Source organism: Haloferula helveola (assembly GCF_037076345.1).
Lineage (GTDB): Bacteria > Verrucomicrobiota > Verrucomicrobiia > Verrucomicrobiales > Akkermansiaceae > Haloferula > Haloferula helveola.
Genome location: NZ_AP024702.1, coordinates 3,464,039 through 3,479,325, shown reverse-complemented (window position 1 = coordinate 3,479,325; position 15,287 = coordinate 3,464,039). Strand labels below are relative to the sequence as shown.

Sequence of the window (15,287 nt, the reverse complement as noted above, 5' to 3'; positions counted from 1 at the left end):
GGTACGCTTGGGTTGCAGGGTGGGTAACAGGCGGCAGCACGGTAAGTTGCGGCCCATCGGCCCGGACCGCCACCCATTTCGTCCGTGCTTTCGCCGGACTCCGGGGTTTTCTTCTCCCGCACCGATGACGACCGACGCCACTCCCGAACTGCTCAGCCCCGCGGGCAACTGGGACTGCGCGCGGGCAGCTGTCGCCGCCGGGGCGGACGCGATCTACTTCGGACTCCCCGCCTTCAACGCCCGGCTGCGCGCCGACAACTTCACCGCCGAGGACCTGCCGGAACTGATGCAGTTCCTCCACCGCCACGGCGTGAAGGGCTTCGTCGCGATGAACACCTTGGTCTTCACCGGCGAACTCGAAGCCGCCGCCGAGCAGCTCCGGCTGATCGCCAGCGCCGGCGTCGACGCCCTGATCATTCAGGATCTCGGCTTGGCGAAAATGGCCCGCGAGCTGGCGCCCGAGGTCGAGCTTCACGCATCGACGCAAATGACGATCACCTCGCCCGAGGGCCTTCGCTTCGTCGAGTCGCTCTTCCCTCTCGACCGCGCCGTGCTCGCCCGCGAGCTCTCGATCCGGGAGATCGAACGCTTCCCGCAATCCGACACGACACCCCTCGAGGTGTTCGTCCACGGCGCGCTCTGTGTCGCCTACTCCGGCCAGTGCCTCACCAGCGAAAGCCTCGGCCAGCGGTCGGCCAACCGTGGCGAGTGCGCGCAGGCCTGCCGGATGCCCTACGAACTCGTCGTCGATGGTGAAACGACCGAGATGGGCGAAGTCCGCTACCTGCTCAGCCCGCAGGACCTCGCTGCGGTCGACGTCATCCCCGACCTCGTCCGCGCGGGCGTGAAATCCTACAAGATCGAAGGTCGGCTGAAGTCCCCCGAGTACGTCGCCGCCGTCACCCGCGTGTATCGCAAGGCGCTCGATGCCGCGATCGACCAAACCGAGTCCGCGGTCACCGATGCCGACCGCTACGCGTTGGAGATGACCTTCTCCCGCGGACTCACCAGCGGCTGGCTGGCCGGCACCGACCACCCGTATCTGACCCACGGCCGCTTCGGCAAGAAGCGCGGCCCCTTGCTCGGCACCGTCACCGAGGCGCAGAACGGATGGATCCGTCTGGACGTCCCGCCCGACGAGCAATCCCCGCCGCTCAAGGCCGGCGACGGCGTGGTCTTCGACGCCGGCGAGAACCGCGACCTCGAACAGGGCGCGTCGATCTGGAAGATCGAGAACGACCGCATCATCTTCCACCGCACCTACAGCGGTATCAATTTCGACCGCATCCGCCCGGGCGTCACCCTCTACAAGACCTCTGACCCAGCCCTCGAGTCCGAGATCCGCAAGTTCTGGAAGAACGCGAAGCTGACGCCAAAGAAGACTGCGCTGCATCTCACCGTCGAAGGCTCGCCGGGCTCACCACTCACTCTCTCCTCTTCCTTCGAAGTTGAGCGTTCGACGTTCGACGTTCGGTGTTCCAGCGAAACGCCGCTCCAGCCCGCGGCCAACCGCCCTCTCGCCACCGAAACGCTCATCGCCCAGCTCGGCCGTCTCGGCGACACCGACTACGAGCTCGCCTCCCTCGACAACCGCCTCCAAGGCGATTGCCACCTCCCGCTCTCCGAACTCAACCGCCTCCGCCGCCAACTCGTCGCGGCACTGCAGTCGGATGGTGCGCGGACTTCAGTCCGCCCCGGAACCCCGGCCGCCACCACCCACCACCATCTCCTTCCGCCTTCCACTTCCCACTCTTCACCCGCCACTCCGGCGGAGCCGGCTTTGTCCGTCCTCTGCCGCACCCTCCCCCAAGTCGAGGCGGCGCTCGAAGCCGGCGTCCAGATCATCTACTGCGACTTCGAAGACCCCCGACGCTACAAGGACGCCGTCGCACTGAAATCCGGTTCGGATGCCGGGCTCCACCTCGCCACACCGCGGATCCTCAAGCCGGGCGAAACCGGCTACCTCAAGCTGATCGAACGCGCCGCCCCCGACGGCCTGCTCCTCCGCAATCTCGCGGGGCTCGAATACTACAAAGACCGTAGCGAGTTCGTGAAGACGGCCGACTTCTCGCTCAACGTCGCCAACCCGATCACCGCCCGCGTCCTGATGGAATCGGCCGGCCTCGACCGGCTGACCGTTTCCTACGACCTCAACATCTCCCAGGTCCTCGACCTGCTGCGCGGAGCTCCTGCCGACTGGTTCGAGCTCACCCTGCACCAGCACATGCCGCTCTTCCACATGGAGCACTGCGTCTTCTGCACCTTCATGAGCGAAGGCACGACCTACAAGGACTGCGGGCGGCCGTGCGAGAAACACGTCGTCCATCTGCGCGACCGCGTCGGCCAGCTCCACCGCCTGCAGGCCGACGTCGGCTGCCGCAACACGCTCTTCAATGGCCGCGCCCAGACCGGCGCGCGATTCCTGCCGGCCCTGCTCGACACCGGGCTGTCGCGATTCCGCATCGAGCTCCTCGACGAGGATCGCGACGCCGCCTCCCGCACCATCGGCGCCTACCAAGCGCTGATCCGCGGCGAACGCGATCCCGCCGACCTCTTGGAAGAAGTCACCGCGCTTGAGAAACTCGGGGTGACCGAAGGGACCCTGAGGTGACCGAGCTCTCCGTCTGGCCGCTCTGAAGGCCCTGACGGTCAAAGCTTCCGGAATTTCGGGCCGGTAAACCGGGAAATGCCCGCCCTTCCTTCATTCTTTCCCCTTGCCATCGCCGAAATTGCCTCCTAGTTTCCGCGCCCCGCGTCAGGCAACCGCGATTTTCCCATGTCCAAGCACAACAGTCTCAAGCTCAAGGGTGGCGCCGAAGGCAAGCGCTCCGTGATGAAGCGCTTCGAGCGCGTCAAGCTCCTCAAGGCCCGTGGCCAATGGAAAGAGGGCCGGAGCCCGATCGGTCTCCCGAAGACCAAGGGCGAGGATTGATCCCCGCCACTCCCGACGATTTTCAAAAGAGCGCGGTTCCCGGTCCGGGGCCGCGCCTTTTCTGTATCGACCCCCGGCCCGATCCGTCCTGACAATCCCTGCCCGCCATGGAATCCGCCACCCGGCTCAACAAGTTCCTCGCCTCCTGCGGCGTCGGATCCCGCCGCGCCTGCGACAAGCTGGTCCAAGAGGGCCACGTCGAGATCAACGGCAAACCCTGCCTGAACCCCGCCGAACGGGTCGAAGAGCGTGACTTCGTCAAGGTCGACGGCCGCAGGGTCCAGCCGAAGGCCACCGGCACGATCCTGATGCACAAGCCGAAGGGCCTCGTCTGCACGAAGTCCGACGAACTCAACCGCGACACGATCTACGCCCTGCTTCCGGGGTCGCTACAGCATCTCCAGCACGTCGGCCGGCTCGATCGCGAATCGGAAGGCCTGCTGGTGATGACCAACGACGGCCAGCTTTCGCAGTCGCTCCTGCATCCCTCGAAGGACCTCGAAAAGGAATACCTCGTCACCTCGAACCAGCCGGTGACCGACGAGCACCTCGACCTGTTCCTCAGCGGCATCTTCACCGAGGACGGAAGGATGCAGGCGAAGGACATCGAACGCGTCTCGCCGCGGCGCTTCCGCGTCGTGCTCACCACCGGCCACAAGCGGCAGATCCGCGTGATGTTCCGGCAGCTCGGCTACACCGTGCAGCGGCTGCTGCGGATCCGCGTCGGCTCGCTCGACCTGCCGGCCATCCCGCCCGGAAAATGGGTCTGGCTCGCGCCGGCCGATATCGAACTCCTTCTCAAGAACCCGACCCGCAAGCGTTCGAAACCCGCGCGCCGACCGGCGAAGAAGGCGGCCAAGAAAGCCGCCCGGAAACCGCCGGCCAAATCGGCGGGATCCGCGCGCTCCGGCGGCTCTCGCGATGGCCGCAAACAGGGGCGGCCCGGCCCGCCGCCCGGACGCGCCCGAGGCTCGCGAAAGCCATCCGGAAATCCCGGGAAACGGCGTAAAAAATGATTCGCGCCCCGGTGCTTTCGTCCTCTAGCGTCGCCCGTCTTTAACCCAGACTCGGAAGACTCCAACCCATGAGCAACAACATCGAAAGCCACCTGGTCGAGGACCGGGTTTTCAAACCCAGCAAGGAATTTTCGAAGCAGGCCCGCATCTCCAGCATGGCCGAGTACCGGCGGATCTGGAAGGAGTCGGTGGCCAATCCCGGGAAGTTCTGGGCGGGTGAAGCGAGCGAGCTCGCATGGCAGACGAAGTGGAAGAAGCCGCTCGAGTGGAAGGCGCCCGACGCGAAGTGGTTCGTCGGCGGCAAGCTCAACGTCAGCGAGAGCTGCCTCGACCGCCACGCCACCGGCGCGCGACGCAACAAGGCGGCGATCATTTTCGAGGGTGAACCCGGCGACAAGCGGGTGCTCACCTACGCGCAGCTCCACCGCGAGGTGTGCAAATTCGCCAACGTGCTGACCGCCCAAGGCGTGAAGTCGAAGGACCGCGTGATCATCTACATGCCGATGATCCCGGAGGCCGCGATCGCGATGCTCGCCTGCGCCCGGCTCGGTGCGGTGCACTCGGTGATCTTCGGCGGCTTCTCGGCGGAATCGATCCTCGACCGCCTCGATGACTGCGGCGCCAAGCACGTCATCACCGCCGACGGCGGCTGGCGGCGCGGCAAGGTGGTCCCGCTGAAGGACAACGTCGATCAGGCGCTCAAGAAGAACAAGACGGTCGAGAGCGTGATCGTCTACAAGCGCACCGGCCAGAAGGTCGCGATGAAGAAGGGCCGCGACCACTGGTGGCACGAGCTCGAGGAAGGTGTTTCCGGCAAGCACAAGGCCAAGGCCTTCGACTCCGAGCACCCGCTCTTCATTCTCTACACTTCCGGATCGACCGGGAAGCCGAAGGGCATCCTCCACACCTCCGGCGGCTACCTCACCGGCGCCTACACGACCTGCAAGTACGTCTTCGACATGCGCGATGACGACGTCTACTGGTGCACCGCGGACGTCGGCTGGATCACCGGCCACACCTACATCGTCTACGGACCTCTGGCGATGGGCGTGACGCAGGTGATGTACGAGGGCGCACCGAACTTCCCCGACTTCGGCCGCTTCTGGCAGATGGTCGAGGAATACGGCGTCAGCATCTTTTACACCGCTCCGACCGCGATTCGCGCATTCATCAAGGCGGGCGACCAGTTCCCGGAGAAATACGATCTCTCGTCGCTGCGCCTGCTCGGTTCCGTCGGCGAGCCGATCAACCCGGAAGCTTGGATGTGGTATCACAACAAGATCGGCGGCGGCCGTTGCCCGATCGTCGACACCTGGTGGCAGACCGAGACCGGCGCGATCATGATCACCCCGCTACCGGGCGCCACCCCGCTCAAGCCGGGCACGGCCACCCTGCCATTCTTTGGCGTCGACGCCGCGATCCTCGATGAGACCGGCCGCGAGTGCAAAGCCAACGAAGGCGGACGCCTCGTGATCCGCCAGCCGTGGCCGTCGATGACCCGCACGATCTACCGCGACAAGGCCCGCTTCAAGAAGACCTACTGGTCCGATTACGACGGGATGTACACCGCCGGCGACGGTGCTCGACGCGACAAGCAGGGCAACTTCTGGATCGTCGGCCGCCTCGACGACGTCCTCAACGTTTCCGGCCACCGGCTCGGAACGGCGGAGGTCGAAAGCGCGCTGGTCGGCCACAAGGCCGTGGCCGAGGCCGCGGTGGTCGGGCGACCCGACGACCTGAAAGGCCAGGCGGTTGTCGCTTTCGTCACGCTGAAAGGCGGGATCGAGGGCTCCCCGGAGCTACTTGGAGAGCTCCGCAACCACGTCGGAACCGTGATCGGAGCGATCGCCAAGCCGGACGACATCCACTTCGCCCCCGCCTTGCCGAAGACACGATCCGGCAAGATCATGCGTCGCCTCCTCAAGGAACTGGTCGGAACCGGAAATGTGACCGGTAACACCACAACGCTTGAAGATTTCGGAGTCCTCGCCAATTTGAAGAAAAGCATCGGCCGCAAAAAGTAGGCCACCCATGACCACGACCCGCTATCTCCTCGCCCGCATCGCGCTTGCCTTCGGCATCAGCCGACGGCAGCGACGTATGGCGGAGGCGGCGAGCGAGACGCACCTGCTGCGCGAAGCGGAGCAGATTCTCGGCGAGCGGGTCTGGGAGCGGGTCGAAACGGTGGAGGAGCTGGGCATCGAGTACTGGACGTTGCGGCGACTGATCGCCGAGAAGTCAGAGCTGCTCGACAAGCACAGCGAGGCCGAGGAGGTCCTGCAAAGCGCCCACGACCAGCGGGCCGCCCTACTCAGCGCGAAGTCGGACGTCACCGACGAACTCGACGAGCAACGGGCTGACCTGCTTGAGGAAATGGACGAGCTCGCCCGGCACCGGGACGACATCGTCCGCCGCGCGCGCGACATCCGCCGGCTCTACGACGGCATCAAGACGAAGCTGGAGGTGCTCCGCGCCGAAAGCCGGGACGACACCCAGACGGTCAGTACCGCCAAGACCCGGATGGAAGAGCTTCGCTTGCAGTTCGAGTCGTTGAAGCACGAGCGGACGGAGATCGCCACCAAGATCGCCAAGCGCAACGAGAAGCTCGACGCCATCGACGAGCGCATCGATGCCGAGCGGAAAAAGCACCGCAGCGAAGCCGCCGAGGCGTTCCAGATGATCGGCGATGCCAACCGCAAGATCTCCTCATTCAAGGCCGAGATCGGCTTGATCGAACAAGAGATGCAGCAGCTCTTCGGCGAGATCGGCCGCCACGTCAGCCGCAACGCCAAGGCCAACCCGGTCTGCCGCGCCGCCACCACCGATTTCCAATCGATGGTCGAAGTCATGAGCGCGCTGCGCAAATCGATCAACCTGAACCACAGGCTGACCGGCGCCTAAGACCGCTCAGAGCGCGAGTCGCTCGAGCAGCTTGCGGTGGATCCCGCCGAAGCCTCCGTTGCTCAACACGGCGACGACATCGCCTTCCACGGCTTCTTTGCCGACCGTCTCGACGATGTCGTCGACTTCCGCGACGTAGCGCCCACGTCCTCCGGGAACCGACTCGGCCACCACCGCGGGATCAAGGCGATCCTCGATCGGCACCTTCTCGGGATCGGGAAGCGCCGAGATGATCGCGAGATCGGCACCGGCCAGGCATTCGGCGAGCTCGCCTTGGAAGACCTTCCGCTTGGTCGTGTTCGAGCGTGGCTCGAAGATCACCCACAGGCGGCCGTCCGGGTGCTGCTGGCGCAGCGCCTCGACCGCTTGCCGGATCGCCGTCGGGTGATGGGCGAAATCATCGACCACCTTCACCCCGCGGACCTCGCCGCGGACTTCCTGACGGCGGGCGATGCCGTCGAAGGATGCGAGCCCTTCCCGGATCTCCTCCGCGGTCAACCCGCCGAGGGTCGCCGCCACCGCGGCCATCGCCGCGTTGCGCACATTGAACTCGCCCGGCATCCGCACCGTGTAGCGCTCGCCTTCAAGCGTGAACGAACTTCCTTCCCGATCATACACCGGGTCTTGGATGCGAAGGTCGCAGTCTTCGCCAAAGCCAACTTTGGTCACCGGACAGGGCGCGTCCGCGACGACGTCGAGGCAGTTCGGATCATCGCCATTGACCACCGCCCTGCCGTTCCTCGGCACCACCCGTAGCAGGCGGCTGAAGGTCAGCTTGATCTCGTCGAGGTTGTTGTAGATGTCGGCGTGGTCGAACTCGATGTTGTTCACCACCGCGACTTCGGGGAGGTAGTGGAGGAACTTCGAGCGCTTGTCGAAGAAGGCGGTGTCATATTCGTCGCCCTCGAGCACGTTGAAGTCGGAGTCGGTGAACTTCGCGCCGCAGCCGAGGTTGCGCGGCAGGCCGCCGATCATCCATCCGGGATCGCGACCGGCGGAGAGGAACAGCCATGCCAGCATCGAGCTGGTGGTGGTCTTGCCGTGCGTTCCGCTGACCACGAAGTTCCGCTTCCCGCGTAGGAAGTGCTCCTTCATCACCTCGGGTAGGGAAACGTAGAGCAGGCGACGGTCGAGCGTCGCTTCCGCCTCCTCGTTGCCGCGGCTGATCGCGTTGCCGATCACGATCGCGTCGGCGTCGGCCGGGATGTTCTCCGCGCGGTAACCTTCGGTCACCTCGACGCCTTCGTTCCGCAGGAAATCGGACATCGGCGGATAGACGTTGGCATCCGAACCGGTGACGGTGAATCCCTTGCGTTTCATGGCCGCGGCCACCGACCCCATGGCCGTGCCGCAGACCCCGACGAAGTGAAAGTGCTTCTTTTCGGGCATGGATCAGAAAGTCGGAGCGGCCACGGTGCCTCGGTCGGTCTCCTCGCGGCGGTTGCGCAGGATCCGGTCGGCGATCTCGCGGACCATCTCGCTCAACAGCAGCCACAGGTGGCTGCCCTGCCGGTAGTCGGCGGGTGCGATGTGCTTCACGCGGTTGGCATGGGCGCAGAGCTGGAAGCACTTGCGGAAGCTGCGGCCGGACTCGTCCTCCGGATTGTAGACCGCGATGCCATGGCCACCATTGCGGGTGATCACCGTGAAGCACGGCACATCGGTCGGACCGTCGCCGACATACACCATGTTCTCGAACGGCACCGGCCGGAGGTCCTGCGGCATGTGGTCGTTCACGTCCTGCGAATACTCGAGCATCCCCTTGTTGATGCGGAACAGGAACTGTGTCTTGGTGGTGTGTGAAATCGCGCGCTTCGGGAACGAGATGTGCCCGGCATCGTTCTCACCGAACTCGCAGCCGAAGATCGCCTTCACCTTGTTGCGCAGCTTCGATCCTTCGAGCAGTTCCTTCAGTCCTGAGGAGATGATGTAGAACTCGATCTCGATGCCCGCCGCCTCGTGGTCGGGCGTGAGGATCCGCGCCGGCAGCTCGTCGAAGATCTCCGGGATGCCGGGGAAGAAATTCAGGCCCGCGCCGAGCTCGCGAAGCTTGGCGTTCGTCACCTGATCCATCTCGAGGTAGTCGAGCAGGCACTTCAGGTAGGCCAGTTCGCCGTCCCACTGCGACTCCTTCACGAGGTTGTTGCACTTCTGCCAGAACTGCGCCGGATCGATCCCGAATTCCGGGAACATCACGTCGTCCTGCATGTAGCGCGGACTCAGGGTCTGGTCGTAGTCGAAGACCAGCGCGATTTTGTTCTGCGGAGCGGCCATGGTAGCGGGAAAAACCCAATCCCCCCGCCGCACGTCCCGCAAGCGCAATCGGCGGGCAACGCCTCGTCATCGATTCGCCCGGCGAGGTGAAGGAACCGCGAAAAACGCGAAACCCACGAATGAATGAATCCAAAGACGTGGGCTTCATCCCGGAAACCCGAACACCGCCGACGCGTTCCGCCGACCCTATCTCCTTCCCAATCCCGTTTTCGCGGATTTTCGCGTTTTTCGCGGTTCCATCCAAGCTACCGAAGGGTCAAACCAGCTCCGCCAACGCCGACTCGAGGGTCGGGTAGCGGAACCGGAAGCCACTGCGGAGCAGGGCATTCGGGACGGCCCGCTGACTGGCGAGCAAGGCGCTGGCGAAATCCCCCAGTCCGAGTTTCAGACCCCACGCGGGCGCATGGAAGAACGCCGGGCGGTTCAGGGCGGAGGCGAGTTTGCGGGTGAATTCGGCATTCCGCTCGGGTTCGGGGGCGGAGCCATTGACTGACCCGTCGAGATCCGCATCAAGCAGATGGACGATCCCTCCCGCGAGATCGGCGACGTGGATCCACGGCATCCACTGCCGCCCGTCACCGAACCGGCCGCCGAGCCCGAAGCCGAAAACCGTGCGCATCTTCTTCCAAGCCGCGCCACCGCTGCCGAGCACCACTCCGGTCCTCAGCTTGACCACGCGGGTCGCGTCCGGGGCCGCGTCGGCAGCGGACTCCCACTCGCGGCAGAGGTCGGCCAGGTAGCCGTCGCCGGCCGCGGCCGACTCATCGAGCACCTCGTCGCCGCGATCACCGTAAAAGCCGACGGCAGAGCCATTGATCAGAACCGGCACCGGCGAGGTCAGCATGGCGCGGGTCAGGATCTCGGTCACCCCGACCCGGCTTTCGTGGAATCGCCGCTTCGCCGACTCCGTCCAGCGCTGGTCGACCGGCTCGCCGGCTAGGTTCACCACCACCCGCAAGCCCGAGAGGTCCGGGACCTCCGACCATTTCCTCCATTCATTGATGCCGTCGCCCGGCTCCTGCGGACTGCGGCTGAATCCGACCACTCGCCATCCGAGGGCCGACGCCTGGCGCGCGACCTCGCCGCCGATGAACCCCGACGCCCCGACGATGCCGACCGTTCGCTTCTCGTCTGCCATACGCCCCCATGATCCCCCGCATCGGGCCGCGCGCAACGCGAACCTGAGTCCGAACATGGAGCGCTCCGCCGCTTTCCACCTTTACTTGAGGCCGGTCTGACCGTCTGATCCTCACCCGATGAGGCTCGCCACCTTCCTGCTTTCCTCCCTGCTCCCGGTCGCCGCCCAGGACCTTCTCCCCGACGAAAACGAGCCCGCTCCGATCGCCCCGGTGGCGCCGGTGCCGCTGCCGACCGATGCCGACCTGCTCGACGCCGAGGAACTCGCACCCGCCAAGCCCGAATCGGTCGCCCTCGAGTTCTCCGGCGGTGCCGATTACAAGAAGGACACCGAGACCCTGACCTCGCGCGGCGCGGTCAGCGCGGTCGCCGACACGGGCATGAGCCTGCGCGCCAACAAGGGCGCCTACGACGGCAAGAACAAGCTGCTCAAGGTTGACGGCAACGTGAAGCTGAAGACCGAGACCGGAGTCGAGATCTTCGCCGATCACGGGGTGCTCGACGACGCCAAGCGCACCGTCACGCTCACCGGCAACGTCAGCATTTACCAAGGTGCCACGCTCCAGCGCGGCGAGCGGGTCGTCTACCTGATGGACCAGAAGAAGATCGACGCCTCGAATCTCCGGACCGGCGTCGATCCGCTGCTGCTCGAAGCCGGCGGCTTCACGGTCGAGGAACGCGACGGTGAGCAGGTCTTCGTCGGCCGCGACGCCGGCATCACGACGCACGATGTCGAGGACCCCGGCTTCTGGGTCCGGGCCGACGAGACGACCGTCTACCCCGACGACCGGATCACCTTCCGCAACATGAAGCTGTATGCCGGAGAGACGCCGATCTTCTGGCTGCCCTACCTGTCGCAACCGCTCGACGGCGACCTCGGCTACCATTTCACCCCCGGTGCCCGTTCGAACTGGGGCGTCTACCTGCTCAACAGCTACGGCATCATGCTGGGCGAAAGTGACAGCGTCAGCGGCGAAGACGCATGGCTGCTCTCGCGGTGGAACTTCGACCTTCGCTCGAAGCGCGGCATCGGCGCCGGCGTCGACCTGATCGACCGCCGCCAGGACGGCAATCCGAACCTCACCGGATTCTCACTATACTACGCCAACGATCTCGACCCGACCCTCAGCCGCACCGGCCTGCCACGGACCGACGTCAACGAGGACCGCTGGCACGCCCGGCTGCAGTACCGCGTGCCGCTGCCTTTCGAGGATGGCGAAACGTGGCGCGTCGACACCAACCTCAACGCGCTCAGCGACAAATACTACCTCGAGGACTTCGACCCGCGCCTGTTCCGCACCGACCCGGCGCCGGATAACACGATCGGCTTGTTCCGCCACAGCGACACCTCGCTCTTCGGCGTCCTCGGCCGCGTCCGCCCGAACGACTTCTACCGCTCCGATTCGCGGGCCGAGATCTCCTTCGACCAGGCGCGGCGCCCGATCTTCGGCAGCCCGATCCTTCACGAAGGCCAGACGACCCTCGGCATCGTCCAGGAGGAAATCGGCAGCGACGCCCAATCGACCGCCCGCGCCCTCCTCGCACTGCCCGCGGCCAGCCCGCTGATCCCCACCCTTTACGACCGCCTTCCCACCTACGAACGCCAGCTCGTGCGCCTGATCCGCGCGCTGCCTCCCGGCAGCCCGGCGATTCCGTCACTGACCACCCAGCTACTGGCTCCGTCGTACAACCGCTTCCACACCTACCAAGAGTTCTCCTTGCCGATGAAGCTCGGCGGGTGGCTGAACTTCACCCCGGAAGTCGGCGCCGGCTTCAGCCGCTACGGCGCTGTCAGCGGACCCGCGACCTCGATCAGCCGCACGCACCTCTACGCCGGCGCCGAAGCGTCGGTGAAATTCAGCCGCGACTTCGGCGACTACCGCGACCGCGACTGGGGTCTCGACGGACTGCTCCACGTCTTCCAGCCCTACGTCCGCTTTTCCTACGTCAACACCGACGACCTCGACGCCCTGTTCCCGGTCATCGACCGCGAGAACTTCACCACCCGGCCGCGGACGCTGGCACCGAACCGCTTCACCGCGATCGATTCGCTGCGCGACTGGTCGATCATCCGCTTCGGCATGCGCAACCGACTGATCACGCGTCGCGACGGCCAGAGCTACGAGTGGCTGTATCTCGACACCTACATGGACGGATTCTTCGAGGACCCCGAGCTGAACCGCAGCTTCTCGAACCTCTACAACGACCTCAACTGGAACCCGCTGCCGTGGCTCGGCCTGCGCCTCGAAACCCAGTTCCCGATTTTCGATGACGGCTCCGGTTTCTCGGAAGTCAGCGCACGGCTCCGCTTCATGCCGAACGAGAACGTCGAGTTCTCGATCGCCAGCCGCAACCTCAACAACCACCCGATCCTCGTCGACTCCAACCGCATCGATCTGCGCGGCTACGTCCGCCTCAACGACAAGTGGGGCCTTGGCGCCACGCAGATCTGGGAGCTCGACGACGGCACGCTCGAAGTCCAACAGTACACCGTCCACCGCGACTTCAACCACTGGGTCGCCTCGCTCGGCTTCACCGCCCGCGACAACCGCGTGGATGAGGAATACGGCGTCGTGCTCGCCTTCACCCTCAAGGACTTCCCGTCCGCCTCCCTGCCCCTCAGCCTCGACGCCCAGTAACAGCGGGGAGCAGGGAGCTCGGAGCAAGGAGTCGGAGATCCGACGGACCGCGCGACTCCGATCGCGCCCCGGAACCCCGGCGATGGAGCGCCGGTTCTGAAACCGGCACCCGTTCGGGTAGAAATTCGATCGCTGGACGACGGAGATTTCCTTCCCGGGCGCGGATACCCACTCCGGTTCTTGACGAATCCCGATGGTATCGCACTTGTCAGTCCAAGGCTCAGCCCTCTTCCCTTATCAAACTCCAAGCTCCTCGCTCCCACCTCCACGCTCGATGTCCCCATCCGATCTCACCACCGCCCTCCAGTGGCGCTACGCCACCAAAGCCTTCGACGCCTCGAAGTCGATCCCGACCGAAACGTGGGACGCACTGCTCCAGTCGCTGTTGCTCGCTCCGTCATCCTTCGGCCTGCAACCATGGCAGTTCATCGTCGTCGAGGACGCCAACACCCGCGCTCAACTGCGCGAAGTTTCGTGGGGACAATCGCAAGTCAGCGATGCCGACAAGCTGGTCGTATTCACCACCCGCACCGACGTCACCCCTGACGACACCAAACGCTGGGTGACGCGTCTCGCCGAAGTCCAGGGGCAAGACCCGGCCGACCTCGAGGGTTTCGGCAAAGTCATCGACGGCTTCGCCAACAACATGACCCCCGAACAACGTCACGCATGGAACACGCGACAGACGTACATCGCGCTCGGCCAGTTCATGACCTCCGCCGCCGTGCTCGGCGTTGACACCTGTCCGCTCGAGGGACTCGATCCGAAAAGCTATGACCGCATCCTCGGCCTCGAAGGCACCGGCTACGCCACCAGCGTCGGCTGCGCCGCGGGCTACCGGTCTCCAGACGATCACTCGATCGAGCGACCCAAGGCCCGCTTCGACATCAGCGAGGTCATCCGGACGGTCTGAAACCCGCCAACCTCCCCGACCATGAGTTCCGATCCCGAGCATCACGAAGTCGATGAACCGGCCGAACGCCCGGGCGCGACCGATGACAAGAAGTTCAGCGAGTTCCTCAAAACCTGGATCACCAAGCTGAGTGACGATGAAGTCACACTCCGCGAGGCCTACTCGAGCCTGATGGAGATCGGCAACTCGCAGGACGAGGTGCCGTTCATCGTACGGCTCACCGAAAACCCGAAGTTCCACCTCGGCGGCCTCGGGTATTTCAAAGGCCGCGTCACGCTCGAGCAGCACGACTACGTGCACATCCTGCTCGGCCGCGGGCTGACACTGATCGACGAGGCCTTCGTGATCGGCTTCACGATGGGAACCACCGACCGAGTGAGCACCGGAGAACGCAACCTCTTCGGGCTGATCAACAAGTACCTTTACCCGAAGCCGTACCGCTTCACCGAGGAGGGCATGAAGGTGTTCAACGACGCGATCGCACTCGCCTACGTGTCCGACTGCGCCGCGCTCGAAGCGGTCGATTTCAAACCGCTCCTCGACCTGCCGCTGCACGAGGTGCGGGAGGCGGTCGGCCTCGAGGTCGATCTGCTGAAGGCCTACTACCGCATCGAGGCGAAACGCTACCCCGACTCGATGCCGAGCCAGCGGCTGCTCGACTGACGGCGGGAGATTTCGGGAATGCGCACCGCGTAACGGGCGTCGAACCGGGCATGAAAGCCATCATCACCTGCCTGCTCGCCGGCACCTCCTGCCTATTCGCCCAGACACTCCAGGACCAGCTCGACGCCCGCTCTGCGGAAGCCGCCAAGAACGGCAACCCGGAGGTCCGCAAGGAATTCGCGAAGGGTATCGAGGCCGTTGCTGAGTCCGGGATCCTCGACAAGGCCGTCGATGTTGGTGACAAGGCGCCCGACTTCACCCTGAAGAATGCAAAAGGCGACGCGGTCACCCTTTCCCACCTGCTCAAGGAAGGACCGGTGGTCCTGACCTGGTATCGCGGCGGCTGGTGCCCGTACTGCAACATCGCGCTGGTCGCGATGCAGGAGAAGCTCCCGGAGTTCAAGAAAGCCGGCGCCCAGCTGGTGGCGCTGAGCCCGGAACTCCCGGACAAAACGCTCAGCACGGCCGAGAAGAACAAGCTCGAGTTCGAGGTGCTGACCGACCTCAACCACAAGGTTGCGAAGGAGTACGGCATCGCCTTCGAACTCACCCCGAAAGTCCGTGAGCTCTACAAGCAGTTCTTCGACCTCACCGAATTCAACGGTGCGGATGCGGGCGACGGCACCCTGCCACTCGCGGCGACTTACGTGATCGACACCGACGGCACCGTCCGCTGGGCCTTTCTCGACGCCGACTATCGCAAGCGCGCCGAGCCCGACGACATCGTCGCCGCGGCACGGAAACTGCAGGAATGACCCGTCGGGGGCGAGAAGCCGGCCCGAAAGTCTTGCGCCGGCCCGGATCTGGGCATT

Annotated in this window: 12 protein-coding genes; 9 read left to right on the top strand and 3 right to left on the bottom strand. The window is 65.0% G+C overall.

All coding sequences use genetic code 11. The annotated features are described in order from the left end of the window. Positions 1–124: 124 nt before the first annotated feature. From HAHE_RS13070 to HAHE_RS13050, 5 genes are all read left to right on the top strand, one after another. Positions 125–2,611, top strand: a complete 2,487-nt coding sequence (locus HAHE_RS13070; protein WP_338685039.1) for a U32 family peptidase — start codon at positions 125–127, stop codon at positions 2,609–2,611. Positions 2,612–2,776: 165 nt separating this feature from the next. Further along, positions 2,777–2,932, top strand: a complete 156-nt coding sequence (locus tag HAHE_RS13065; RefSeq protein WP_338685037.1) for a small basic protein — start codon at positions 2,777–2,779, stop codon at positions 2,930–2,932. 107 nt (positions 2,933–3,039) lie between these two features. Next, on the top strand, positions 3,040–3,948 hold the full coding sequence (locus HAHE_RS13060; protein ID WP_338685035.1) for a pseudouridine synthase: 909 nt from the start codon (positions 3,040–3,042) through the stop codon (positions 3,946–3,948). A 68-nt stretch (positions 3,949–4,016) separates the two neighbouring features. After that, the gene (acs, locus tag HAHE_RS13055; protein WP_338685034.1) at positions 4,017–5,972 is read left to right on the top strand and encodes an acetate--CoA ligase; all 1,956 of its coding nucleotides are present in this window, start codon (positions 4,017–4,019) and stop codon (positions 5,970–5,972) included. Positions 5,973–5,979: 7 nt separating this feature from the next. Further along, complete coding sequence (locus HAHE_RS13050; RefSeq protein ID WP_338685032.1) at positions 5,980–6,849, top strand: hypothetical protein; 870 nt, start codon at positions 5,980–5,982, stop codon at positions 6,847–6,849. 6 nt (positions 6,850–6,855) lie between these two features. On the opposite strand, the gene mpl is transcribed toward HAHE_RS13050, so the two are convergent. The 3 genes from mpl to HAHE_RS13035 all read right to left on the bottom strand — a co-directional run bounded on the left by mpl (position 6,856) and on the right by HAHE_RS13035 (position 10,261). Continuing rightward, positions 6,856–8,238, bottom strand: coding sequence for a UDP-N-acetylmuramate:L-alanyl-gamma-D-glutamyl-meso-diaminopimelate ligase (mpl, locus tag HAHE_RS13045; protein ID WP_338685030.1), 1,383 nt, complete (start codon positions 8,236–8,238; stop codon positions 6,856–6,858). Positions 8,239–8,241: 3 nt separating this feature from the next. Beyond that, positions 8,242–9,123 (bottom strand): haloacid dehalogenase-like hydrolase, encoded by an 882-nt coding sequence (locus tag HAHE_RS13040; protein WP_338685029.1) that lies wholly within the window; start codon positions 9,121–9,123, stop codon positions 8,242–8,244. 256 nt (positions 9,124–9,379) lie between these two features. Then, the gene (locus HAHE_RS13035) at positions 9,380–10,261 is read right to left on the bottom strand and encodes a TIGR01777 family oxidoreductase (protein WP_338685028.1); all 882 of its coding nucleotides are present in this window, start codon (positions 10,259–10,261) and stop codon (positions 9,380–9,382) included. A 118-nt stretch (positions 10,262–10,379) separates the two neighbouring features. On the opposite strand from HAHE_RS13035, the gene HAHE_RS13030 reads away from it, so the two are divergent. The 4 genes from HAHE_RS13030 (at position 10,380) to HAHE_RS13015 (ending at position 15,230) form a co-directional block, all read left to right on the top strand. Further along, entirely contained in the window at positions 10,380–12,899 is a 2,520-nt protein-coding gene (locus HAHE_RS13030) for an LPS-assembly protein LptD (RefSeq protein ID WP_338685026.1), read from the top strand. Positions 12,900–13,173: 274 nt separating this feature from the next. Further along, a complete protein-coding gene (locus tag HAHE_RS13025) occupies positions 13,174–13,812 on the top strand; it encodes an NAD(P)H-dependent oxidoreductase (RefSeq protein ID WP_338685025.1) in 639 nt (212 codons plus the stop codon). 21 nt (positions 13,813–13,833) lie between these two features. After that, positions 13,834–14,475, top strand: coding sequence for a hypothetical protein (locus HAHE_RS13020; RefSeq protein ID WP_338685024.1), 642 nt, complete (start codon positions 13,834–13,836; stop codon positions 14,473–14,475). 50 nt (positions 14,476–14,525) lie between these two features. After that, the gene (locus HAHE_RS13015; RefSeq protein WP_338685023.1) at positions 14,526–15,230 is read left to right on the top strand and encodes a peroxiredoxin-like family protein; all 705 of its coding nucleotides are present in this window, start codon (positions 14,526–14,528) and stop codon (positions 15,228–15,230) included. The last annotated feature ends 57 nt before the right edge of the window (positions 15,231–15,287 follow it).

Coding starts and splice junctions, on each gene's coding strand:
- mpl (WP_338685030.1), bottom strand. CDS start 8,238: ATGCCCGAAAAGAAGCACTTTCACTTCGTCGGGGTCTGCGGCACGGCC.
- HAHE_RS13035 (WP_338685028.1), bottom strand. CDS start 10,261: ATGGCAGACGAGAAGCGAACGGTCGGCATCGTCGGGGCGTCGGGGTTC.
- HAHE_RS13025 (WP_338685025.1), top strand. CDS start 13,174: ATGTCCCCATCCGATCTCACCACCGCCCTCCAGTGGCGCTACGCCACC.
- acs (WP_338685034.1), top strand. CDS start 4,017: ATGAGCAACAACATCGAAAGCCACCTGGTCGAGGACCGGGTTTTCAAA.
- HAHE_RS13060 (WP_338685035.1), top strand. CDS start 3,040: ATGGAATCCGCCACCCGGCTCAACAAGTTCCTCGCCTCCTGCGGCGTC.
- HAHE_RS13040 (WP_338685029.1), bottom strand. CDS start 9,123: ATGGCCGCTCCGCAGAACAAAATCGCGCTGGTCTTCGACTACGACCAG.
- HAHE_RS13015 (WP_338685023.1), top strand. CDS start 14,526: ATGAAAGCCATCATCACCTGCCTGCTCGCCGGCACCTCCTGCCTATTC.
- HAHE_RS13030 (WP_338685026.1), top strand. CDS start 10,380: ATGAGGCTCGCCACCTTCCTGCTTTCCTCCCTGCTCCCGGTCGCCGCC.
- HAHE_RS13065 (WP_338685037.1), top strand. CDS start 2,777: ATGTCCAAGCACAACAGTCTCAAGCTCAAGGGTGGCGCCGAAGGCAAG.
- HAHE_RS13070 (WP_338685039.1), top strand. CDS start 125: ATGACGACCGACGCCACTCCCGAACTGCTCAGCCCCGCGGGCAACTGG.
- HAHE_RS13020 (WP_338685024.1), top strand. CDS start 13,834: ATGAGTTCCGATCCCGAGCATCACGAAGTCGATGAACCGGCCGAACGC.
- HAHE_RS13050 (WP_338685032.1), top strand. CDS start 5,980: ATGACCACGACCCGCTATCTCCTCGCCCGCATCGCGCTTGCCTTCGGC.